The following is a 21,915-nucleotide window of genomic DNA, read 5'->3' as shown; positions in this document are numbered from 1 at the left end:
TAACCATTTTAAACTATGTTAATTAAGAAATCGCTTTTAATTCTAACTGCTCATTATCCAAAGCTGTGGCGTTTTCTGTTTTTATGAACGACTGAGCTAAAGCTAATCTATCATTCATCACTTTAATCGCTTCTGAAAAATAGAAAGTTTTGTTCATAGCGATGAACGTAGGTTGTGCAATAATACAAAGCGATGCGTTTTCACCAGCTTCAACAACCAATAAACATACTCGTTGACCTGATTCTTGCAAGTTTACCTCCACAATATCAGCAACTTTTGGATTATACAGCATAGGTTGCTGAGAAAAATACCAACTCTTAGGCATTTGTGGTTTTAAAAAATTTGAAGCTACGATTGCATTGATTGATAATTCAATTTTTTGAGAGTCACTTAAAGCTAAAGATTGGCAACTATCATAAAAGAGATAATAAGCCGTCGCGTCATCAACAGAAAACGAAAACTCATCAAATACATCTGGTATTAATATTTTGCTTGCATAATTACAACGAAATAACATTTCTGATGAAATTTCAAGCATTAAACTGTCGTATTCTTTATCAAAATACCAACGCCAGCTATCAGTTGGTCGAAAAGCCATTTTCATTGATATTTTATCCTTACAAATTGAACTAAATTTGAACAAAATATACCATAACTAATATAAAAAATAAATAAAAAGTTAAAATAAAAAATTTTTAATTATTTAATTTTTAAAAGTTTTATGAAAATTTTATAAGGATCCGAATGATCTAAGTTGGATCCTTTTTTTGATCCTTGATCCTTTGTGATCAAATCGTAATTTTACAAAATATTAAATGCAGTTAAAGCTTGATGTTAAGATACTTTAGACATAAAAAAAGGTGCTTATTAGCACCTTTTTCATAACTGATTAAGATCAATTAACTTGCTACATTGATCCTTTTCATATCTGTCATATAGCTACGAAGTTTACGCCCAACGATCTCAATTGGATGGTGACGAATAGCTTCATTAACATCACGTAATTGTGCATTGTCAACACTGCCTTCAGGTATAGCTTTACCTAAGTCACCTGCTTGTAACATTGGCATGAATTTCTCTTTTAATAATGGAACAGCTGCATTAGCAAATAAATAGTTACCATATTCAGCGGTATCAGAAATAACCACATTCATTTCATACAAACGTTTACGAGCTATTGTATTTGCAATAAGTGGTAACTCATGTAGTGATTCATAATAAGCTGATTCAGGTAAAATACCAGATTCAAGCATAGTTTCAAATGCAAGTTCAACCCCTGCTTTAACCATTGCTACCATAACAACACCTTGATCAAAATAAGCTTGTTCGTCAATCTTACCTTGATATTCGGCAGCTTTTTCGAATGCAGTTTCACCCGTTTCTTTACGCCATTTCAATAAGTTAACATCATCGTTAGCCCAATCTTTCATCATCGTTGATGAGAATTCGCCTGAAATAATATCATCCATATGTTTACGGTAAAGATCAGTCATGATCACTTTTAATTCTTTAGCTAATGCATTCGCACGTAATTTAGCAGGATTAGATAAACGATCCATCATTAACGTAATACCACCTTGTTTTAATGCTTCAGTGATCGTTTCCCAACCAAATTGTAATAATTTACAAGCATATGCAGGATCAACGCCATCTGCGACAAGTTTGTCAAAGCAAAGTAATGATCCAGTTTGCAACATACCACATAAGATCGTTTGTTCACCCATAAGATCAGATTTAACTTCAGCAACAAAAGAAGACTGTAAAACACCCGCTCTATGACCACCTGTTGCAGCAGCCCATGCTTTAGCAATTGCTAAACCTTCGCCTTTAGGATCATTTTCAGGATGGACAGCGATCAGAGTTGGTACACCAAATCCACGTTTATACTCTTCACGAACTTCTGTTCCAGGACATTTTGGCGCAACCATCACTACTGTGATATCTGGACGAATTTTTTCGCCAACTTCAACGATGTTAAAACCGTGTGAATAACCTAATGCTGCACCCTTTTTCATCAATGGTTGAACAGCTTGTACTACAGCTGAATGTTGCTTATCTGGAGTTAAGTTGATAACTAAATCAGCGGTAGGAATTAATTCCTCATAAGTTCCAACTTTAAAGCCATTTTCTGTTGCTTTTTTCCATGATGCTCTTTTTTCTGCAATAGCTTCTTTACGTAAAGCGTAAGAAATATCTAAACCAGAATCGCGCATATTTAGCCCTTGGTTAAGACCTTGAGCACCACAACCAACGATCACAATCTTTTTGCCTTTTAAAAAATTAGCTTCTGATGCAAATTCATCACGAGCCATAAAACGGCACTGACCTAGTTGTTCTAATTTTTCGCGTAAATTTAATGTATTAAAATAGTTAGACATTATTCTCTCCATGAGTTGAATTATTTTTAATCAGAGCACTATAGCGTAAAATCATAATTGCGAAAATTGATATATTTAGAACACTATATTGCATAAATTGCAATAAGCTTGCCAAGTTAAACACTTTCTTTTACTCTAAGTCCCCCCAAATTAATTAACCATTTATTTAATATGGATACTCGTTACAAGCAGGCTAATAAAGAAGCAAAGCTTTCATTGTTACTTACTCTTATCTATTTCGCTGCATGGGTAATTAGCGCTTATAGTTTAAAAGATCAAAAAGGTTTCATAGGTTTACCATTATGGTTTGAGCTGTCATGCATAATGGTACCATTTGGTTTTATCTTGTTATGTTATATTGTGGTAAAAAAACAATTCAAAAATATTCCATTAGAATAGGCCATTAAGCGTGCAATTAGATATTATTCTTCCTCTTATTATTTACCTTATATTTGTATTTGCGTTATCAATTTACGCTTATATAAAAAGAAAGAAAGTAAACCAATTTACTGACTATTTTATTGGTAATCGCACCATGGGCGGTTTTTTACTGGCGATGACCTTGGCTGCAACTTATATTAGTGCCAGTTCATTCATTGGTGGGCCAGGGGCTGCTTATAAATATGGACTTGGCTGGGTGCTGTTATCTATGATCCAAGTCCCTACTGTATTACTTTCACTGGGCATTTTAGGTAAAAAGTTTGCTATTTTAGCTCGTAAATACAATGCAATAACGCTTAGTGATATGCTCTATTCTCATTATAAAAGTAAAATGATTGTATGGTTTGCAAGTATCGCTTTAATTACTGCTTTTGTTGGTGCTATGACTGTACAATTTGTAGGGGGAGCCCGTTTATTAGAATCATCTGTCGGTATTCCTTATGACAATGGACTCATTATTTTTGGATTCGGCACAGTAATATATACGGCTTTTGGGGGGTTTAGAGCCAGCATTTTAAATGATGCTTTCCAAGGCTTAGTTATGATAATCGGTGCCATTTTACTTTTAGTCGCCATTATTTACGCTGGTGGTGGAATTACAAATATTATTGATCGCCTATATACAATCGATCCGGCTTTATTAACGCCACAAGGACCAAATAATTTTATGGACTTCCCTTTTATGGCTTCTTTTTGGGTTCTAGTCTGCTTTGGTGTTGTTGGTTTACCACATACTGCTGTTCGTTGCATGGCCTATAAAGATAGTAAAGCGGTACACCAAGGTATTATTATTGGTACTATAGTTGTAACAATCATCATGTTGACAATGCATTTATCTGGAGCACTCGGTCGTGCGATAGTAAGTGATTTAACGATACCCGATCAAATTGTACCTACATTAATTATAAAAGTTATGCCGCCTTTGGCTGCAGGAATCTTTTTGGCTGCGCCACTTTCAGCAATAATGTCCACAATTAATGCCCAACTATTACAAGTATCATCGGTTATTATTAAAGATCTATTCTTAACGATAAGACCAAATACCAAATTTAGTGATAAAATGCTAACTCGATTATCAGTTACCATTACCTATTTCTTTGGTGGATTATTGATATTAGCCGCATGGAAACCACCCGAAATGATCATCTGGCTTAATTTACTCGCATTTGGTGGGCTTGAAGCAGTATTTTTATGGCCATTAGTACTCGGATTATACTGGAAAAAAGCGAATGCAACAGGGGCACTTTGCTCAATGTTAGCTGGTGCAATAAGCTATACTCTTCTCGCTGTTTATAACATTAAGATTTATGCTTTCCATCCAATCATACCATCGTTACTGATCGGATTAGTTGTATTTATTATCGCCAACCTATTTGGCCAAACAGGAAAAAACTATGCCTTGGATTCAACTCAGAATTAACACTACTAATGAATTAGCTGAACAAATCAGCGAGCAACTAGAAGAATCAGGTGCTGTATCAGTCACTTTTCAAGACACTTATGATAACCCTGTTTTTGAACCGTTACCAGGTGAAACGAAACTTTGGGTAAACACCGATGTAGTTGGACTTTATGACGCTCAAATAGATATTGATGAATTAAAAGCGATACTAAATCTAGACCAATATTCCTATAAAATAGAACAGCTAGAAGATAAAGATTGGGAAAGAGAGTGGATGGATAACTTTCATCCAATGCAATTTGGTAAAAGATTATGGATATGCCCTAGCTGGCGAGACATTCCTGATCCTAATGCAGTCAACGTAATGTTAGATCCTGGTCTAGCATTTGGAACGGGGACCCACCCGACAACAGCATTATGTTTAACTTGGTTAGATAGTCTAGATCTAAACAACAAGATAGTGATTGATTATGGTTGCGGTTCAGGCATTTTAGCCATTGCTGCATTAAAATTAGGCGCTAAGCGAGTCATTGGAGTAGATATTGATCCTCAAGCGATCCAAGCAAGTCGTGACAATGCTGAGCGAAATAATGTTAGTGAAAAAATTGAACTATATTTAGCAAAAGATCTTCCAAATAATTTACAAGCTGATGTTGTTGTCGCAAACATACTAGCAGGCCCTTTAAAAGAACTTGAACCACAGATCAATAACCTTGTAAAAACTAATGGAAAACTAGGATTATCAGGTATTTTAGCCACTCAATCTCAAAGTGTATATGAAGCATATCAGACTCATTTTGAACTTGATCCTATTATTGAGCAAGAAGAGTGGTGCCGAATTACTGGTAAAAAAAAGTAAAAATGTGACATTACCCCCTTTTAACTTAGAGGAAAAATGCGTAATATAGCCGACCTTAATTTGCTTAGTATTGGCAAGGTCACATTAAAAAACAATTTAATTGCGGCCCCTATGGCAGGAATAAGCGATAAACCATTTAGAAATTTATGTCATCGCTTTGGTGCAGGAATGACTATTTCTGAAATGTTTTTAGCTAATTCAGATGTATGGCATACTGACAAATCAGCATTAAGAATGATTTCAACTGATGATGTTGGTATACGTGCAGTCCAAATTGTTGGCTCAGATCCAGATGAAATGGCTAGAGCTGCTGAATTTAATGTCAAACATGGTGCTCAATTAATTGATATTAATATGGGATGCCCTGCTAAAAAAGTAAATAAAAAATTAGCTGGTTCTGCATTAATGCAGCATCCAGATTTAATAAAAAATATTTTGCAAAAAGTTGTTGGCTCAGTTGATGTGCCAGTAACACTAAAAACTCGGACTGGATGGGATAAAAATAATAGAAATTGCATTGAAATCGCACAAATTGCGCAGGATTGTGGCATAAAGGCTATTACTATTCATGGGCGAAGTCGTGCATGCTTATTCAATGGAGAAGTCGAATATGACTCCATAAAAGCAGTGAAAGAAAAGGTAACGATTCCGGTAATTGCAAATGGTGATATTTGTACACCAGAACAAGCAAAAGATGTTTTCAAATATACGCAAGCTGATGGTATAATGATCGGCCGAGCGGCACAGGGGCGACCTTGGATATTTGAAGAAATTGCATTCTATTTAGCACACGGACAGTTAAAAAAAAATAAAACAATTGATGAAGTCGAACAAATTGTATTAACACACCTTGAAGATCTTTATCAATTTTATGGAGAATACAAAGGATTAAGGATTGCCAGAAAGCATGTAAATTGGTATACCAAGAGTTATGCTGATAGTGATCAATTCAGGCGCTTATTTAGTGTACTTAGCAATACAAGTGAGCAAGTAAAAACACTAAAAGCATTTTTTAGTCAAATTAGAAACAAATAAAAGAGTTAAAAATACTATGTCAGAACAACGCGTTACAGCTGCAGCACTTAAATTTACAACTGTAAACTCTCAAGACCAAATAACACAAAAGCCTTTACGAGATTCGGTAAAACAAGCTTTAAAAAACTATTTATCACAATTAAATGGTGAAGATCCTACTGATCTATACGAATTAGTGTTAGCTGAAGTTGAACACCCATTCCTTGATATGGTTATGCAATATACTCGTGGCAATCAAACTCGAGCAGCAAATATGCTTGGTATCAATCGTGGTACTTTACGCAAAAAATTAAAACAATATGGAATGAGTTAGTAAAAATTTTAAACCATATTATTTAATAGATTAAAAGCGCTGATTGATAGGGCGCTTTTTTTATTTTTTGCTAACTAAAAATTTATTCAAGCCTAAGAGCACTAAACAAGTGTTGCACAAAGCTTATATAGCGATTTTTTAATTATCAATACAATTTAACGTTATATACCTATAAGAACTATTCTTTTCAAACTTTCAGCAATAAATAAGAGCAATGTTGTATATCCACATACTCAACTTTTATTGAAATTACTCTAATAAAAACTTTATTATTAACAGCAGAAAAGGAATAAAGAGATTGATAATGAACTTTAGCTAAAAGTTTGTTAAAATAGCTCGATTTTTAAATTATTTAATCTGGAGAATTTTATGGCAGGTCATAGTAAATGGGCCAATACCAAACATCGCAAAGCAGCTCAAGATGCTAAGCGCGGAAAAATCTTTACCAAAATTATTCGCGAACTTGTAACAGCAGCAAAACTTGGTGGTGGCGATCCAGCGTCTAACCCTCGTCTACGAGCTGCTATGGACAAAGCATTATCTAACAACATGACTCGAGATACCATGAACAGAGCAATTGCTCGTGGTGTTGGTGGTGAAGATGATACTAATATGGAAACTATCATCTATGAAGGTTATGGACCAGCAGGTACTGCAGTAATGGTAGAATGCTTAAGTGATAATCGAAACCGCACGGTATCAGAAGTTCGTCATGCTTTTACTAAAACTGGTGGAAACCTAGGTACTGATGGTTCTGTATCTTACTTATTCACCAAAAAAGGCGTTATCTCATATCCAACTGGAACTGACGAAGATCAAGTCATGGATGCTGCGCTTGAAGCTGGTGCTGATGATGTTGTGACGTATGACGATGGTGCTATTGATGTATTTACAACACCTGAATCATTCGGTGAAGTTAAAGATGCACTAGATGCAGCAGGCTTAGTCGCTGAATCCGCTGAAGTTTCAATGATTCCAGCCACTAAAGTTGACTTGGATATTGATTCTGCACCAAAACTACTACGTCTTATTGACATGCTTGAAGATTGTGATGATGTTCAAGAAGTTTATCATAACGGAGAAGTTTCAGACGAAGTTGCAGCAGCACTCTAATGACTATCATTCTGGGGATTGACCCAGGTTCTCGTTTGACGGGTTACGGTGTAATTCGCCAAACGGGACGACAACTAACCTATCTTGGCAGTGGTTGTATCCGTACTGCAGTTGATGACTTACCAACGCGTTTAAAACGTGTCTACGCCGGAGTAAGCGAAATCATCCTCCAATTTCAACCTGACATGTTTGCTATTGAACAAGTGTTTATGGCTCATAATGCCGATTCTGCGCTAAAATTAGGTCAAGCACGAGGTTCTGCCATTGTTGCAGCGGTTAATAATGATTTACCCGTTTTTGAATATGCCGCACGATTAGTTAAGCAAAGCGTAGTTGGAACAGGAGCAGCGGATAAAAAGCAAGTACAGCACATGGTTAAGTTATTACTTAAATTACCGGCAAGCCCTCAAGCAGATGCCGCTGATGCGCTCGCAATCGCGATTACCCATGCGCATATGACCCAACACTTAGTTAAATCACATCGATAAAGTCCAATCTTTAAAAAAATCACCTCAATATCTGTTTTATATCACTCAAAAACCCCGCTCCTCAACGCAAAATTTAACTGAATACAAACTTAATTATCGTTTAAAAGATTAATCCAAAAAGCACATAAAAAAAGCACCAAGACTATTGGTGCTTTTTAAATCTAACCTATTGGTTATTTATTTTCAGTGTTGCCTGTAAAGTTAGTTGGCAATACGACTTTATTCTTATGTTTAGTAAATAATTTAGTTACAAATAAGAAGAATAGCGGAACATAAAATATCGCCAAGAATGTTGCTGTCAACATACCGCCGATTACCCCTGTACCTACCGCATTCTGGCTTACAGAACCAGCACCACTACTTGTTGCTAATGGATACACACCAAGAATGAAAGCAAACGAGGTCATTAAGATTGGACGTAAACGTAGACGACAAGCTTCTAACGTTGCATCGATTAATGATTTACCTTCTTTTTCAAGTGCATCTTTAGCAAATTCCACAATCAAAATAGCATTCTTAGCCGATAAGCCCATCGTAGTTAAAAGACCAACAATAAAGTAAATATCGTTATCAAGACCTCTAAACATCGTCGCATATACGGTACCGATAATACCTAGTGGGATCACAAATAGGATCGAAATAGGTACTGTCCAGCTTTCATATAGAGCTGCTAACGACAAGAACACCACAATGATTGAAATATAATAAAGTGTTGTAGTTTGAGAACCTGTTTGACGTTCTTGATAAGAAATATCTGTCCAGTCAAACGAGAAGCCCTTAGGCAAGTTTTTAGATAGTTCTTCCATAGTCGCCATAGCTTGACCAGAACTCAACCCAGGGGCAGCCGAACCACTAATACCCATTGCCGCTACACCATCATAACGAACAAGTGATGGTGAACCATAACTTTTCGTTGTGGTTGCAAAAGCATCATAAGGTACCATTTCACCTTTTTGATTTTTTACATGCCAGAAACTAAAATCATCAGGAAGCATTCGATAAGCCGCATCAGATTGTAAATAAACCTTTTTAACACGGTTATTATAAACAAAGTCATCAATATAAGCTGAACCTAATGCAGTTGAAAGCACGGTATTAACACTACTTACCGCAACACCAAGTGCTTGAGCCGTTTCGAAATCCACATTAATTTTATATTGTGGAACATCTAACATACTACCAGGGCGAACTTGTTGTAAGTTAGGATTTTGAGAGGCTTGTCTCAATAGTTGGAAAAATGCGCCCATCAATGCATCATGCCCAAGGCCAGAGGTATCTTTTAACATATATGAGAAACCATTAGCCATACCAAGTGACGGTACTGCTGGTACATTGGTAATAATGACACGACCTTCAGTTATTGTTGAAGCAAATCCCCAACCACTACCAACTAAGGCATCAACTTTTTGGTCTGGGCGAGTACGCTCATCCCAATCTTTTAATCGAATAAAGCCAAGCCCCATATTTTGACCACGACCAACCATACTAAAACCAGCAACGGTAAAGATTTCCTTCACTGAGTCAGCCTTTTTCTCCATATAGAATTTAGAGGTTTTATTCAACACACCCATGGTTTGTTCTAATGTAGAACCGGGTGGTAATTCAACCATGACAATTAATACCCCCTGATCTTCATTTGGTAAGAAGCCAGTTGGTAAGCGATTAAATCCAAATATTAAAGCAACAACAATCAACCCATAGCAAATAAATGAAACGAGAGGATATCGAATAAATTTAATTACACCTTTTTCATAGGCATGTAAACTTTTGTTATATATATTATTAAACTTACTGAAGAACCATTTAGTTCCAATTGAAAGCCAGCTAAATGGCGGCACACTTTCTAATTTTTCACCAATCGTAGCTTTCTTAATTTTGCTTTTTGACGGCGCTTTTAAAATTTGAGCGCAAAGTGCTGGTGTTAACACAATTGCCATCACCACTGATAATGACATTGACGTTACAATAGTGATTGAAAATTGACGATAAATCCCCCCTGCTGCACCACCATAAAATGCCATTGGTACGAATACTGCTGAAAGTACCACAGCAATACCAACTAAAGCAGAAGTAATTTGTTCCATCGATTTAACGGTTGCATCATAAGGCGAAAGCCCTTCATCATGCATAATACGTTCAACGTTCTCAATAACCACAATGGCATCATCGACCAGAAGACCGATGGCCAGTACCATAGCAAACATGGATAACGTATTAATGGTAAATCCACAGATATATAGAACCGCAAACGTACCTAACAATACTACCGGTACGGTGATGGTTGGAATAAGTGTAGAACGCAGATTTTGTAAAAACACATACATAACGATAACAACCAAAATGATTGCTTCGATTAAGGTATGTACTACGTTGTTGATCGATAATTTAACAAATGGTGTTGTATCATAAGGATACGCAAATTTAATATCCTCAGGAAAAATATGAGATAACTCTTCAATTTTTTTGTCAACTTTCTCAGATGTATCAAGTTGGTTAGCACCTGTTGCTAAATAAATACCTAAACCAGCTGATGGTTTACCATCATAACGAGAAAGGAAATTATAATCAGCTGCACCAATTTCAACTTTTGCTACATCTTTTAATAAAACATTTGAACCATCTGTATTAACACGAAGTAAAATATTTTGAAATTGCTCTGGTGTTTTTAAACGTGATTGAGCAGTAATGGTGGCATTAAGTTCTTGCCCTTCAGTGGCTGGTAAAGCACCTAATTGCCCTGCAGTAACCTGAGCATTTTGCGCTTGGATAGCACTAATAATTTCTTCAATCGACAGATTAAAATAATTAAGTTTATTTGGATCTAACCAAATACGCATTGCATATTCAGAACCAAATAACTGTGTATCACCTACCCCTTGTACACGACGAATCTGATCTTGTACAGTTGAATAAATAAAGTCAGCTATATCTGCTTGTGTTTTTTGAGGATTGGTTGAGTAGAAGCCGATAACTTTTAAGAAGTTAGTGTTATTTTTAGCAACCGAAACCCCATTTTTTTGAACACTTTCTGGTAGACGAGATTTAATACTTTCTACTTTGTTTAATACCTGTACCTGAGCAAAATCAGGGCTAGTACCTGGTGCAAAAGTTAACGTAGTTTGTACCACACCTTGAGCACTACTGGTTGATTTCATATAAATCAAATTATCCAAACCAGTTAAGTTTTGCTCAATTAACTGCGTAACTGTATTTTCAATTGTTTGTGCATCAGCACCTGGATAAACCGCTGAAACCGTAACAGCAGGTGGTGCAATATCAGGATACTGTTCAACAGCAAGTAACTTAATACACAAAGCACCGCCCAGCATCATCATGATAGCAATTACCCATGCAAAAACAGGTCTATCAATAAAAAACTTAGCCATAATTAAATCTACCTTATTTCACGCTGTTTTTGATGAGACTATCTAACTGCTCTTGAGTCAGTTCAGCGGGCTTACCAACTGCAACCGCTTTCATAGCTGTTCCTGTTTCAACCCCAGTTAAATTAAGTAGGCCTGTTGTAATAACTTCTTCACCGATATTAATTCCACTAGTTACCACCCAATAACCACCTATACCGGTATAAATTTTAATATCTTGGCGATATTCAACTGCACCATCTGATTTTAAAATCTTAGCTGTATATTGGCCTTTTTGGTTACTAGTAATACCTTGTTGAGGCACTAACACTGCATTTTTAATAGTACCTAATGTCATTTGTGGTTTAACAAACATACCTGGTAAAATTTTACCTTCACTATTTGAAAATTGTGAACGCAACGTAACAGTACCTGTAGTCTCATTAACTGTCATATCTGAAAATTTAATGCTACCTGATAATGCGTATTTAGAACCATCATTAAAGAACAGATCAACGTTATTGCCTTTAGCGGGTTGATAAACAATATTTTCATCTTGAAGATATTTATTATAGCGAGTCGCCGCTTCAGTCATATCAACATAAATTGGATCAAGTTGTTGAACTAGTGCAAGTGGAGCAGCTTGTCCAGCAGAAACTAGCGCACCTTCAGTCACACTTGATTTACCAATATAACCATCAATTGGCGAATAAACTTTAGTATAATCTAAATTAACTTTAGCAGCGTGTTCTGCTGCTTGAGCAACTAAAACACTTGCTTCAGCTTGTTTAGCATCAGCAGCAGCTTTATCATATTCTTGTTGGCTGATGGATTTAGTATTTAATAGCCCTGCATAACGTTTTAAAGTAAGTTGCGCAATATTAGCATTAGCTTTTGCACTTTCTACACTTGCCACCGCACTATCATAATTAGCTTGATAAATAGCAGGATCGATCTGATAAAGTGATTGCCCAGCTTTAACATTCGAACTTTCTTCAAATTCACGATTTAACACAATTCCACTAACTTGTGGGCGAATTTCAGCTATTTGCGATGCAACAACTCGTCCAGGTAAACTAATTTTAAGGGTATAATCTAAAGGTTGGACTTTAAAAACAGTTACCTTGGGTAATTGGCCATTAGCTGATTGGGATTGATTATTATCACAACCAGTTAATAACAATAGACCAGATAATGCCAGCGTAAGTAATAGCTTATTAAATCTCATATAAAAAAGACCTCGGTAACTTAATAATTATTTTTTAATAAAAAACAATGAAATCATTCAAAAGTGATCGATGATTTTACAAAAAATATGCATTGATTGTAAGTATCTTAACACCTTAATAGCACAGAGTTCTAAAAATTTACTAAATTTAACCATATCAAAACAATAATAATAAAAAAATTGGGATTGATATTATGATTATTCGGAGAAATAAAGTAATATATGCGAATTGATTTTTAGTGCTGTAATAAGTGAGTATGGATTTAGCTTACGAATAAAAAGTAAAAAAATTTAATTGTGGTATTTTTTAATCCTTTTTTTTCAATTATATTATTGAATAATTTAAATCTATATTTAATTTAATTCTGAGATGGGTATTATGGATAATTTACGTACTGTTCTAATTGTTATTGCGTCCTTAGTCATTATTGCATTATTGATTCATGGGCTCTGGATCAATAAAAAAGAACGTTCTTCTTTATTTAAGTCAGGCAAAAAAGATAAATTCACACCAAATACTCAACAATTTGAAGACATCTACGGCGAAGAAGACGATGTAATATTACTCACGCCTAAAAATAAACAGGATGAAAGTAATAACCCAGTTGAGTCAGTAGTAGTTGAAGAAGAGAACGTTAAAGAAAACGTGAAAGGAGAAGAGGAAGAACATTTACCTCTTCAAGAAGATCTATTTTCAAATAATAATGATGAAGAAATTGACGATAAGGCTGATAACGAGCCTACAATCAACTTTCAACAAGAAATTTTTGCTGAAGAACCTGAAACACCAAAGGTTAGAGAAGTCCAAAAAACGGCTCAATCAGTATCTGAAGAACAAAGCAATCAAAAACTAGATGTGGGTGAAGACAACCAAACTGAAATTATTGTCTTAAACGTAACCGGTATAAATGGCAAATCATTACAAGGTGATGTACTGTTAGCTAGCATAATGCAATCAGGATTCCAATTTGGTGATATGCAAATTTTCCATCGCCATGTTGACCCTGCCGGCAATGGCCCAATTTTATTTAGTTTAGCTAACATGATTAGCCCAGGTTATTTAGATCCTGAAACCATGCACGAATTTACCACACCGGGTGTATCAATATTTATGGTTGCGCCAACTCATGGTAACAATCAACAAAACTTCAAACTTATGTTACAAACTGCGCAACGTATCGCTGACGATGTCAATGGTGTAGTACTTGATGATGAACATCACATGATGACACCACAAAAGATTGATAGTTATAAAGAACGCATTAAAAAAGCTTGTAACGAAATTTAATCGCAAGAACTCTTTTTTTAAAACTATTCCACTTATGAAAATTAGTGGAATAGCTAGTTTATGTTGGTTTACAAACTATATTTATCAACACCTATTGTACTAAATTTAGTTACGTACTATTTTATTGCTAATTCTAAAACTTTAGTTTTAATTTAAGAGTTAAAAATCATGCCAAATATAACTGAAAATTCAGTAAATGATTCTGAATCTCTACACGAGGTAACAGAACAGATAACTGCTTTACGCAATCTGATTAGACATCATGAATATTGTTATTATGTGCTTGATGCACCAGAAATTCCCGACGTAGAATATGATAAATTAATAAAACAACTCCAAAATCTAGAACACAATCACCCTGAACTCATCACATCCGACTCACCAACACAACGTGTAGGAGGCACACCTCTGTCACAATTTGACTCGGTAAAACATGAACTACCGATGCTATCACTTGATAATGTATTTGATGAATTAAGTTTTAACGCTTTTAATAAAAGGGTAAAAGATCGCTTACATCTCACTAGTAGCCAATCAGTTGAATACTGCTGTGAGTTAAAACTTGACGGGTTAGCGGTAAGTTTATTATACGAAAATGGACGATTCGTTCGAGCAGCAACACGTGGCGATGGCACTACTGGTGAAGATATAACTTCAAATGTAAAAACCATAAGAACTATTCCACTAGTATTAAAAGGTGAAAACATACCTACTCGATTAGAGGTACGTGGCGAAGTCTTTATGACACACAAAGGTTTTGCCAAATTAAATGCAGATGCGGAAAAACGCAAGGAAAGAACATTCGCAAATCCTCGGAATGCCGCCGCAGGTTCATTAAGGCAATTAGATCCTAAAATCACAGCCAAAAGACCGCTCTCTTTTTTCTGTTATGGAGTTGGCATTAATGAGGGCGCAACTCTACCTGATAACCACTATGACCGTCTAATGCAATTTAAAGCTTGGGGTTTACCTGTTAGCGACAAAGTCCAGATTCGCCAAGGTGTCCAAGAAGCACTTGCCTACTTTCATGAAATTGGTGAGAAAAGAATGTCACTTGATTTTGATATTGACGGTGTAGTTATCAAAGTCAACAGTATTGCACAACAACAAGAGCTTGGTTTTGTTGCGCGTGCACCTCGTTGGGCCACAGCATTCAAATTTCCAGCGCAAGAAGAAGTAACACAGCTTAAAAAAGTCGACTTCCAAGTTGGTCGTACCGGTGCCATAACACCAGTAGCAAGACTAGAGCCGGTATCGGTAGCAGGGGTTATCGTCAGTAATGCAACACTCCACAACAGTGATGAAATTGAACGTTTAGGTATTCGAGAAGGTGATTATGTCACTGTACGCCGTGCAGGTGATGTGATTCCACAAATTGTTTCAGTCATCCAAAATCGGCGACCAGCTGACACCAAAGAAATCATCTTCCCAACCCACTGCCCTATTTGTGGCTCCCTTATTGTTCGCGATGAAGGTGAAGCAATCTCTCGTTGTGCCGGTGGATTGATTTGCCCAGCACAGCGCAAAGAAGCCCTAAAACACTTCGTATCTCGCCGGGCAATGAACGTTGATGGACTCGGGGATAGAATAATCGAACAATTAGTAGACAAAGATTATGTCAAAACACCGGCTGATCTTTACAAGCTAACCTTACCAATTTTATGTTCATTAGACAAAGTCGGGCAAAAATTAGCCAGCAACCTAATTAACGCATTAAATCAATCTAAAGACACGACCTTAAATCGATTTATATTCGCCTTGGGCATACCAAATGTTGGTGAAGTCACAGCTGAAAATTTAGTTAACCAATTTGGTAACTTAACGGCGATCGAAAACGCTTCATTAGAGCAACTACAAACTGTAAGTGATGTTGGTGAAGTGATCGCTGAAAGTATTATCGACTTTTTTCAAGAACCCCATAATCGTGATGTCATTGACCAACTAACCAGTCCGGAAATCGGTATACATTGGCCTGATGTCGAAGTAGAACCATTAACAATTGACTCACCATTCTCGGGCAAAACCATTGTATTAACCGGAACATTATCACAATTAACCCGTGACGAAGCAAAAGACAAACTAAAAAAACTCGGTGCTAAAGTTACTGGTAGTGTTTCTAAAAAAACCGACTTAGTGATTGCGGGTGAATCAGCAGGTTCAAAGCTTACTAAAGCAGAAGAGCTAGGAATAAAAGTCATTGATGAACAAGAAATGTTAGATTTATTAAATCAATGAATAAAAAAGGTGGAATAAATCGAGCTAATTAATCAAAATAGCTTGATTATAAACTAAGGAGAACATTATGCCTTTATTAGACAGTTTTAAAGTCGATCATACTAAAATGAAAGCACCTTTTGTGCGAATAGCTAAAACCATGGCAACCCCTAAAGGTGATGACATAACTGTATTTGATCTTCGCTTTACCATTCCTAATAAAGCACTATTACCTGAAAAAGGGATTCATACATTAGAACACCTATTTGCTGGCTTTATGCGCGACCATTTAAACAGTGATAATGTCGAAATTATTGATATATCCCCAATGGGATGCCGTACTGGTTTTTATATGAGCTTAATTGGTAAACCTAACGAATCATTGGTAGTTGATGCTTGGTTAAAATCTATGCATGATGTGCTAAACGTAAAATCACAATCAGAAATTCCAGAATTAAACGAATATCAATGTGGAACTTATACAATGCACTCATTAGAGGAAGCAAAAGCGATTGCTGAAAAAATCATACAATCCGGTATTGGTATTTGCCATAATCAAGACATCGCATTAACTGATGCACAACTTGCCACAATTAATCATTAGGAGATATTTATGCCGAATGTCGTTATCGACTTCTTAGAAGGACGCACCATCGAACAAAAACGTGAAATGGCTAAACGAGTAACAAATGCAATTGTCGAAACACTCAACTGCAAACCTGAAGCAGTACAAATTATCATGCACGAAATCTCTAAAGACCAAATTGCCAACGGTGGAGTGCTTCGTTGCGATAAAGATTAATTAAACGATTAATCGCCCCAAAAAATCAACCTCAATATTAAATATTGAGGTTAAACAATTTAAAATATTAAAAACTAATGACGATGTAAATGCAACAAATGCCCTAACTTATTGGCTTTGGTTGCTAAATAATGCTCATTATTAGGGTTCTCCCCTACTTCTAAAGGAACGCGCTCGGTAACCTGAATTCCTGCTTGTTCAAGCACTTTAATCTTTTCAGGGTTATTCGTTAACAGACGAATTTTTGACACCCCTAACAGCGTCAACATATCGGCACATAAAGTAAAATCACGCTCATCTGCCGCAAACCCTAATTGCTCATTTGCTTCAACCGTGTCTAAACCTTGATCTTGAAGGGCATAGGCTCTGATCTTATTTAATAACCCAATATTACGCCCTTCTTGGCGATGATAAATTAAAATCCCTTTACCTTCTTTAGCAATTTGTTTTAACGCGGCTTCTAACTGAAAACCACAATCACAACGCAAACTAAATAACGCATCACCGGTTAAACACTCTGAATGAACACGCGTCAAAATTGACGTTTCATCATTGATATCACCAAACACTAATGCCACATGATCCTTACCTGTTGCAATCTCTTCAAAACCAACAATGGTAAAACATCCCCATGGTGTTGGCAGTTTGGCTTGTGCAACATGTTTTAATTGCATTATTATCTCCAAATTTAGTAAACACATAGATAAGATTTTTTAAAAACAAATCGTTCTTCCATGTTAAAATAAATCAAATTTTATGCTTAATTGAGTTTTTAAATGGGGTTAGTAATAAAAAAAACAATAGCGGCATTAGTCTTATTTCTAATTATACCGTTATCTGTAATAGTCGTAAATTGGCATTGGCAACCGTCAGCACTTAATAATTCATCTGAATATTTTTTTTGGATAACCGAAACAGCAAGTTATCCTTGGGCAATAATCACATCAGGACTATTTTTTCTACTGTTCTGTCTACTATTGGCCAATAAAAAAAATATCTTAGTTATATTGTTAATTTTAGTCAGCGCAATGTTGGGTGGACAAATCATTAAAAGTTTAATCAAACAACAAACAGCTGAATCAAGACCATATGTTCTATGGTTAGCTAAAGAGTATCATTTTAGCGACAAACAATTTTATTCCCAAACAAGAGCTGAACGAAAAGCCAACATAGAACAGCTACTGACTAATACAACTACAATACCATCTTGGTTGTCAAAACATTGGCAACAAGAAACAGGCTATGCTTTTCCATCTGGACATACATTATTTGCAGCAACATGGGCTTTTTTAGCAATAACATTACTTAGTTTTAGACGACATTTTATAATTGTGACCGCCATCGTAGTCTGGTCAACACTGATTGAAACAAGTCGGCTATTATTGGGTATGCATTCGGCTTATGACCTTATATTAGGCGTTGTTCTTGCTTGGTTAATTGCATTAATAAGCTGTTTTTATGCTAGAAAATGGAATATAGTAGTCAGATGATTTTATAAACAACAAATTTTACAAAAAAATTTTAGTTATTTAGAGATTTTTAATAAAATAAAAAGGTTAAAATTATGAAATTAGTGATATCAATTTTATTGATAATTCTTATTTTCGCCATATCGATAACAATAGGTTCAGCTAATAATCAATTAGTCACCTTCAACTATTTAATTGCTAAAACAGAAGTTAGGTTATCGGTATTACTTGCTATTTTATTTGGTTCAGGCTTTTTAGTTGGTTGGATATTAACTGGAATTTACTTCCTAAAATCAAAATTCCAACACTCATCAACAAAACGTAAACTAAATAAATTACAGAAAAAATATGATGAAAATACGCATCAAAATTTAACCAAATTAGAAAAATAGGTAATTATGTTTGAATTGTTATTTCTATTACTCCCCATAGCAGCCGGATACGGCTGGTACATGGGCGATAGAAATGCCAAACAAAAATATTTAAATGAATCTAACCGACTATCTCGAGAATATGTAGATGGCCTAAACTTTCTTTTGTCAAACCAAAAAGATAAGGCTGTTGACCTCTTCCTTGACATGTTAAAAGAAGATGAAGGCACACTTGAAGCCCATCTTACCTTAGGTAACTTATTCCGTTCACGAGGCGAAGTAGACCGCGCAATACGTATTCACCAAGCATTAATGGAAAGCGCCTCATTAACCTTTGAACAAAGACTATTAGCTATTCAACAGCTTGGTCGAGATTACATGGTGGCAGGTTTTTACGATCGCGCAGAAGAGATGTTTTTACAGCTAATCGACGAAGAAGACTTTCAACAACATGCCCTACAACAACTGCTAATCATATATCAATCAACTAGCGAATGGAATAACGCAATTAACGCTGCCACCAGACTGGTCAAACTTGGCAATGTAAAATACAAAATCGAAATAGCCCAATTTTATTGTGAGCTTGCTGCCATCGCTATTGCTAATAATGATTTGGATCAAGCTTACACTTTACTAAAAAAATCAGCGGCTGCGGATGCTAATTGTGCACGAACATCATTAATGCTTGGGCGAGTATTTATGGCGCAAGATAAAGCTGAACAAGCAATCGAGTCTTTCCAACAAATATTAAATCAAGATAAAGCATTAATCGGTGAAGCGTTACCATTATTAAAAGCATGTTACGCAAAACTTAATCAACCTCAGTTATTTAAACAATTCCTCGAAATTTGTGTCAAACAAGATACTGGCAATGTTGCCGAATTGATGCTAGCCGACATTGTTGAAAAAGACAATGGACTCGATGCAGCGCAATATTACCTTTATCGTGAATTATTAAAACACCCAAATCTAAAAGGATTCTATCGCTTAATGGATTACCATGTTGCCGATGCTGAACAAGGAAAAGCTAAAGAGAGCTTATTACTACTTCGCAACATGGTTGGTGAACAAATAAAATCAGTTCCCAATTACCGTTGCCAAAAATGTGGATTTACGGTTAACACCCTCTATTGGCTATGTCCGAGCTGTCGCTCATGGTCAACCATAAAACCAGTTCGAGATTTCGAACATCATTCAGATAATTAAAAAGAGTAAAATATGTTTCTAATTGATTCGCACTGTCATCTAGACAGTTTGGACTATACAAACAAATCGATTGATAGCGTATTGCAAGAAGCACAAAACAACGAGGTGAAACATTGCCTAAGCGTGGCAACCACACTTTCAGGCTATGAATCGATGAAAACAATGCTCATGCCATACCAAAAACAGTGCTCATTTTCATGTGGAATTCACCCACTCAATTTGGATGATGAGCCCTACGATGCCGAACGTTTTGCTCGCCTTGCTCAAGAAGACAATGTTATCGCTTTAGGCGAAACAGGTTTGGATTATTACTACCAACAAGATAATATTGAATTGCAACAAGCCAACTTTATTGAACATATAAAATTAGGCAAGCAACTAAAAAAACCGATCATTGTTCACACTCGGAATGCCAAGCAAGACACACTAAAACTCCTAAAAGAAGAGCAAGCTTATTCCGGTGTACTACATTGCTTTACTGAAGATATTGATACGGCCAAAGCCTTATTAGATATTGGCTTTTATATCTCATTTTCTGGCATCATTACCTTTAAAAATGCCGAACCGTTACGAGAAGTAGCAAGATATGTTCCATTAGATCGCATATTGATTGAAACTGATTCGCCTTATTTAGCCCCCGTTCCTTATCGCGGGAAAGAAAACCAACCCGCTTATGTTCGGGAAGTGGCTAATTACTTGGCGGCATTAAAAGGCGTATCTCTAGAAACAATTGCAAAACAAACAACCACTAACTTTTGTCAATTATTTAATTTACAAGGGGCATTCAATGAGTAACAAATTAACTATCGATTGGGATGATTTTTTAACCAATTATTGGCAAAAAAAGCCGGTCATCTTGCATGATGCTTTTAGCAACTTTATCGATCCAATCACCCCAGAAGAACTAGCTGGCCTTGCCATGGAAGAAGAAATTGAAAGCCGAATCGTTACCAACAAAAATGGCATATGGGACGCCGCCTACGGTCCATTTATCGATTATAGTCACCTAGGTCAAGACCATTGGAGCCTCCTTGTACAAGCAGTTGACCATTGGCATGAACAAGCAGCCACATTAGTTGAACCATTCAAATGTATTCCTCAATGGCAATTTGAAGACCTAATGATCTCCTATGCCACACAAGGTGCAGGCGTTGGACCTCATATTGATAATTATGATGTCTTTATTATCCAAGGCAAAGGTTGCCGTCGTTGGCAGGTTGGTGATCGTAATCCTAATTACAAACAGTTCAGTGCTCACAAAGCGCTACTGCATGTAGAAGATTATGAGCCAATTATTGATGAAGAAATCACTGCGGGTGATATTTTATATATTCCAATTGGCTTTCCACATAATGGGGTATCAATTGGAGAATCGCTCAGCTACTCCGTAGGATTTAGAACTCAAACATCACAAGAACTACTCAGTGGTTTTGCTGATTATGTGATTGATAACTTACCCAATGGCATCTTCTATCAAGACCCAGACTTAAAATTACCAAATGATCCTTATCGAATCCAACCATATGAATTAAAAAAACTACAAGGACAAATGATCGACCTTATCAAAAACCCAGACTTATTCAATGACTGGTTTGGTAAACACATCACTATTCCTATGCATGATCTCAACATCATCCCAGTTGATCCCTCATATGAGCTAGATGAATTTGAAGAAATCCTAAAATCTGGCGCTGAACTCTATCGTGTACCAAGTATACGTATTGTAAAAATAGAGGATACGGCTTATATCAACGGTAAAAAAATACCACTACCCATGGAAACCATCGATCTATTATGTGAAACCGATGTACTTTACTACGAACAATTACAAGATGAACAAACCCTAAATGTCATGTTGAAATTTGTTAATCTTGGTTACTGGTATTTTGACGAAGAATAAATTTCGCTCAAAAACTATTGACTGAAAAAGTCATCGAAAAAACCAC

At 36.0% G+C, this 21,915-nt stretch carries 21 protein-coding genes; 16 read left to right on the top strand and 5 right to left on the bottom strand.

From position 1 onward, the window contains the following. Positions 1 to 22 precede the first annotated feature (22 nt). Positions 23 to 604 carry a cell division protein ZapC gene (locus tag J3U09_RS04520; protein ID WP_218058463.1) on the bottom strand — a complete coding sequence of 194 codons (582 nt, stop codon included), beginning with the start codon at positions 602 to 604 and terminating at the stop codon, positions 23 to 25. Positions 605 to 899: 295 nt separating this feature from the next. Continuing rightward, positions 900 to 2,378 (bottom strand): ketol-acid reductoisomerase, encoded by a 1,479-nt coding sequence (gene ilvC / locus J3U09_RS04515; protein ID WP_065733793.1) that lies wholly within the window; start codon positions 2,376 to 2,378, stop codon positions 900 to 902. A 171-nt stretch (positions 2,379 to 2,549) separates the two neighbouring features. On the opposite strand from ilvC, the gene J3U09_RS04510 reads away from it, so the two are divergent. The 7 genes from J3U09_RS04510 to ruvC all read left to right on the top strand — a co-directional run bounded on the left by J3U09_RS04510 (position 2,550) and on the right by ruvC (position 8,029). Further along, positions 2,550 to 2,777, top strand: coding sequence for a YhdT family protein (locus tag J3U09_RS04510; RefSeq protein WP_065563416.1), 228 nt, complete (start codon positions 2,550 to 2,552; stop codon positions 2,775 to 2,777). 10 nt (positions 2,778 to 2,787) lie between these two features. Then, entirely contained in the window at positions 2,788 to 4,239 is a 1,452-nt protein-coding gene (gene panF, locus J3U09_RS04505) for a sodium/pantothenate symporter (protein ID WP_065563415.1), read from the top strand. Then, entirely contained in the window at positions 4,214 to 5,080 is an 867-nt protein-coding gene (gene prmA, locus J3U09_RS04500) for a 50S ribosomal protein L11 methyltransferase (RefSeq protein ID WP_267357272.1), read from the top strand. The genes panF and prmA overlap by 26 nt, the downstream gene beginning before the upstream one ends. 36 nt (positions 5,081 to 5,116) lie before the next feature. Further along, positions 5,117 to 6,115, top strand: coding sequence for a tRNA dihydrouridine synthase DusB (dusB, locus tag J3U09_RS04495; RefSeq protein WP_065563413.1), 999 nt, complete (start codon positions 5,117 to 5,119; stop codon positions 6,113 to 6,115). 16 nt (positions 6,116 to 6,131) lie between these two features. After that, positions 6,132 to 6,428, top strand: a complete 297-nt coding sequence (fis, locus tag J3U09_RS04490; RefSeq protein ID WP_034883623.1) for a DNA-binding transcriptional regulator Fis — start codon at positions 6,132 to 6,134, stop codon at positions 6,426 to 6,428. A gap of 369 nt (positions 6,429 to 6,797) precedes the next feature. Continuing rightward, complete coding sequence (locus J3U09_RS04485) at positions 6,798 to 7,541, top strand: YebC/PmpR family DNA-binding transcriptional regulator (RefSeq protein ID WP_034883630.1); 744 nt, start codon at positions 6,798 to 6,800, stop codon at positions 7,539 to 7,541. After that, positions 7,541 to 8,029: a crossover junction endodeoxyribonuclease RuvC gene (gene ruvC / locus J3U09_RS04480; protein ID WP_065563411.1), complete on the top strand. Its 489-nt coding sequence runs from the start codon at positions 7,541 to 7,543 to the stop codon at positions 8,027 to 8,029. Before J3U09_RS04485 ends, ruvC begins: the two co-directional genes overlap by 1 nt. A gap of 173 nt (positions 8,030 to 8,202) precedes the next feature. Here the strand turns inward: ruvC and J3U09_RS04475 are convergent, their stop codons facing one another. Beyond that, positions 8,203 to 11,415, bottom strand: a complete 3,213-nt coding sequence (locus J3U09_RS04475) for an efflux RND transporter permease subunit (protein WP_267357271.1) — start codon at positions 11,413 to 11,415, stop codon at positions 8,203 to 8,205. A 13-nt stretch (positions 11,416 to 11,428) separates the two neighbouring features. Continuing rightward, complete coding sequence (locus tag J3U09_RS04470; RefSeq protein ID WP_267357269.1) at positions 11,429 to 12,619, bottom strand: efflux RND transporter periplasmic adaptor subunit; 1,191 nt, start codon at positions 12,617 to 12,619, stop codon at positions 11,429 to 11,431. A gap of 376 nt (positions 12,620 to 12,995) precedes the next feature. Here J3U09_RS04470 and zipA point away from each other — a divergent pair, with 376 nt between their 5' ends. From zipA to J3U09_RS04450, 4 genes are all read left to right on the top strand, one after another. Next, positions 12,996 to 13,907, top strand: coding sequence for a cell division protein ZipA (zipA, locus tag J3U09_RS04465; protein WP_416380041.1), 912 nt, complete (start codon positions 12,996 to 12,998; stop codon positions 13,905 to 13,907). A gap of 168 nt (positions 13,908 to 14,075) precedes the next feature. Then, complete coding sequence (ligA, locus tag J3U09_RS04460; RefSeq protein ID WP_267357266.1) at positions 14,076 to 16,142, top strand: NAD-dependent DNA ligase LigA; 2,067 nt, start codon at positions 14,076 to 14,078, stop codon at positions 16,140 to 16,142. A 67-nt stretch (positions 16,143 to 16,209) separates the two neighbouring features. Then, complete coding sequence (luxS, locus tag J3U09_RS04455) at positions 16,210 to 16,725, top strand: S-ribosylhomocysteine lyase (protein ID WP_065563407.1); 516 nt, start codon at positions 16,210 to 16,212, stop codon at positions 16,723 to 16,725. A gap of 9 nt (positions 16,726 to 16,734) precedes the next feature. Continuing rightward, entirely contained in the window at positions 16,735 to 16,923 is a 189-nt protein-coding gene (locus J3U09_RS04450) for a 2-hydroxymuconate tautomerase (protein ID WP_091347325.1), read from the top strand. A 74-nt stretch (positions 16,924 to 16,997) separates the two neighbouring features. Here the strand turns inward: J3U09_RS04450 and ribA are convergent, their stop codons facing one another. Continuing rightward, entirely contained in the window at positions 16,998 to 17,597 is a 600-nt protein-coding gene (gene ribA / locus J3U09_RS04445; RefSeq protein ID WP_220225787.1) for a GTP cyclohydrolase II, read from the bottom strand. A gap of 102 nt (positions 17,598 to 17,699) precedes the next feature. Here ribA and J3U09_RS04440 point away from each other — a divergent pair, with 102 nt between their 5' ends. From J3U09_RS04440 to J3U09_RS04420, 5 genes are all read left to right on the top strand, one after another. Continuing rightward, on the top strand, positions 17,700 to 18,413 hold the full coding sequence (locus J3U09_RS04440; protein ID WP_065563405.1) for a phosphatase PAP2 family protein: 714 nt from the start codon (positions 17,700 to 17,702) through the stop codon (positions 18,411 to 18,413). A 74-nt stretch (positions 18,414 to 18,487) separates the two neighbouring features. Then, on the top strand, positions 18,488 to 18,784 hold the full coding sequence (locus J3U09_RS04435; protein ID WP_065563404.1) for a LapA family protein: 297 nt from the start codon (positions 18,488 to 18,490) through the stop codon (positions 18,782 to 18,784). A 6-nt stretch (positions 18,785 to 18,790) separates the two neighbouring features. Further along, the gene (lapB, locus tag J3U09_RS04430) at positions 18,791 to 19,969 is read left to right on the top strand and encodes a lipopolysaccharide assembly protein LapB (RefSeq protein ID WP_065563403.1); all 1,179 of its coding nucleotides are present in this window, start codon (positions 18,791 to 18,793) and stop codon (positions 19,967 to 19,969) included. 12 nt (positions 19,970 to 19,981) lie between these two features. After that, positions 19,982 to 20,764: a YchF/TatD family DNA exonuclease gene (locus J3U09_RS04425; RefSeq protein ID WP_065733782.1), complete on the top strand. Its 783-nt coding sequence runs from the start codon at positions 19,982 to 19,984 to the stop codon at positions 20,762 to 20,764. Continuing rightward, positions 20,757 to 21,869 (top strand): cupin domain-containing protein, encoded by a 1,113-nt coding sequence (locus tag J3U09_RS04420; RefSeq protein ID WP_267357264.1) that lies wholly within the window; start codon positions 20,757 to 20,759, stop codon positions 21,867 to 21,869. Before J3U09_RS04425 ends, J3U09_RS04420 begins: the two co-directional genes overlap by 8 nt. Positions 21,870 to 21,915: the final 46 nt, after the last annotated feature.

This window comes from Gilliamella sp. B2889 (genome assembly GCF_026536885.1).
Lineage (GTDB): Bacteria > Pseudomonadota > Gammaproteobacteria > Enterobacterales > Orbaceae > Gilliamella > Gilliamella apicola_E.
The sequence above is the reverse complement of the archived record's forward strand: the minus strand, read 5'-3'. Positions and strand labels throughout refer to the sequence as shown.

What these genes read in the sequence shown, in the direction of transcription:
- J3U09_RS04520 (WP_218058463.1), bottom strand. Translation starts at nt 604, where the DNA reads ATGAAAATGGCTTTTCGACCAACTGATAGCTGGCGTTGGTATTTTGAT.
- ilvC (WP_065733793.1), bottom strand. Translation starts at nt 2,378, where the DNA reads ATGTCTAACTATTTTAATACATTAAATTTACGCGAAAAATTAGAACAA.
- J3U09_RS04510 (WP_065563416.1), top strand. Translation starts at nt 2,550, where the DNA reads ATGGATACTCGTTACAAGCAGGCTAATAAAGAAGCAAAGCTTTCATTG.
- prmA (WP_267357272.1), top strand. Translation starts at nt 4,214, where the DNA reads ATGCCTTGGATTCAACTCAGAATTAACACTACTAATGAATTAGCTGAA.
- dusB (WP_065563413.1), top strand. Translation starts at nt 5,117, where the DNA reads ATGCGTAATATAGCCGACCTTAATTTGCTTAGTATTGGCAAGGTCACA.
- fis (WP_034883623.1), top strand. Translation starts at nt 6,132, where the DNA reads ATGTCAGAACAACGCGTTACAGCTGCAGCACTTAAATTTACAACTGTA.
- J3U09_RS04485 (WP_034883630.1), top strand. Translation starts at nt 6,798, where the DNA reads ATGGCAGGTCATAGTAAATGGGCCAATACCAAACATCGCAAAGCAGCT.
- ruvC (WP_065563411.1), top strand. Translation starts at nt 7,541, where the DNA reads ATGACTATCATTCTGGGGATTGACCCAGGTTCTCGTTTGACGGGTTAC.
- J3U09_RS04475 (WP_267357271.1), bottom strand. Translation starts at nt 11,415, where the DNA reads ATGGCTAAGTTTTTTATTGATAGACCTGTTTTTGCATGGGTAATTGCT.
- J3U09_RS04470 (WP_267357269.1), bottom strand. Translation starts at nt 12,619, where the DNA reads ATGAGATTTAATAAGCTATTACTTACGCTGGCATTATCTGGTCTATTG.
- ligA (WP_267357266.1), top strand. Translation starts at nt 14,076, where the DNA reads ATGCCAAATATAACTGAAAATTCAGTAAATGATTCTGAATCTCTACAC.
- luxS (WP_065563407.1), top strand. Translation starts at nt 16,210, where the DNA reads ATGCCTTTATTAGACAGTTTTAAAGTCGATCATACTAAAATGAAAGCA.
- J3U09_RS04450 (WP_091347325.1), top strand. Translation starts at nt 16,735, where the DNA reads ATGCCGAATGTCGTTATCGACTTCTTAGAAGGACGCACCATCGAACAA.
- ribA (WP_220225787.1), bottom strand. Translation starts at nt 17,597, where the DNA reads ATGCAATTAAAACATGTTGCACAAGCCAAACTGCCAACACCATGGGGA.
- J3U09_RS04440 (WP_065563405.1), top strand. Translation starts at nt 17,700, where the DNA reads ATGGGGTTAGTAATAAAAAAAACAATAGCGGCATTAGTCTTATTTCTA.
- J3U09_RS04435 (WP_065563404.1), top strand. Translation starts at nt 18,488, where the DNA reads ATGAAATTAGTGATATCAATTTTATTGATAATTCTTATTTTCGCCATA.
- lapB (WP_065563403.1), top strand. Translation starts at nt 18,791, where the DNA reads ATGTTTGAATTGTTATTTCTATTACTCCCCATAGCAGCCGGATACGGC.
- J3U09_RS04425 (WP_065733782.1), top strand. Translation starts at nt 19,982, where the DNA reads ATGTTTCTAATTGATTCGCACTGTCATCTAGACAGTTTGGACTATACA.
- J3U09_RS04420 (WP_267357264.1), top strand. Translation starts at nt 20,757, where the DNA reads ATGAGTAACAAATTAACTATCGATTGGGATGATTTTTTAACCAATTAT.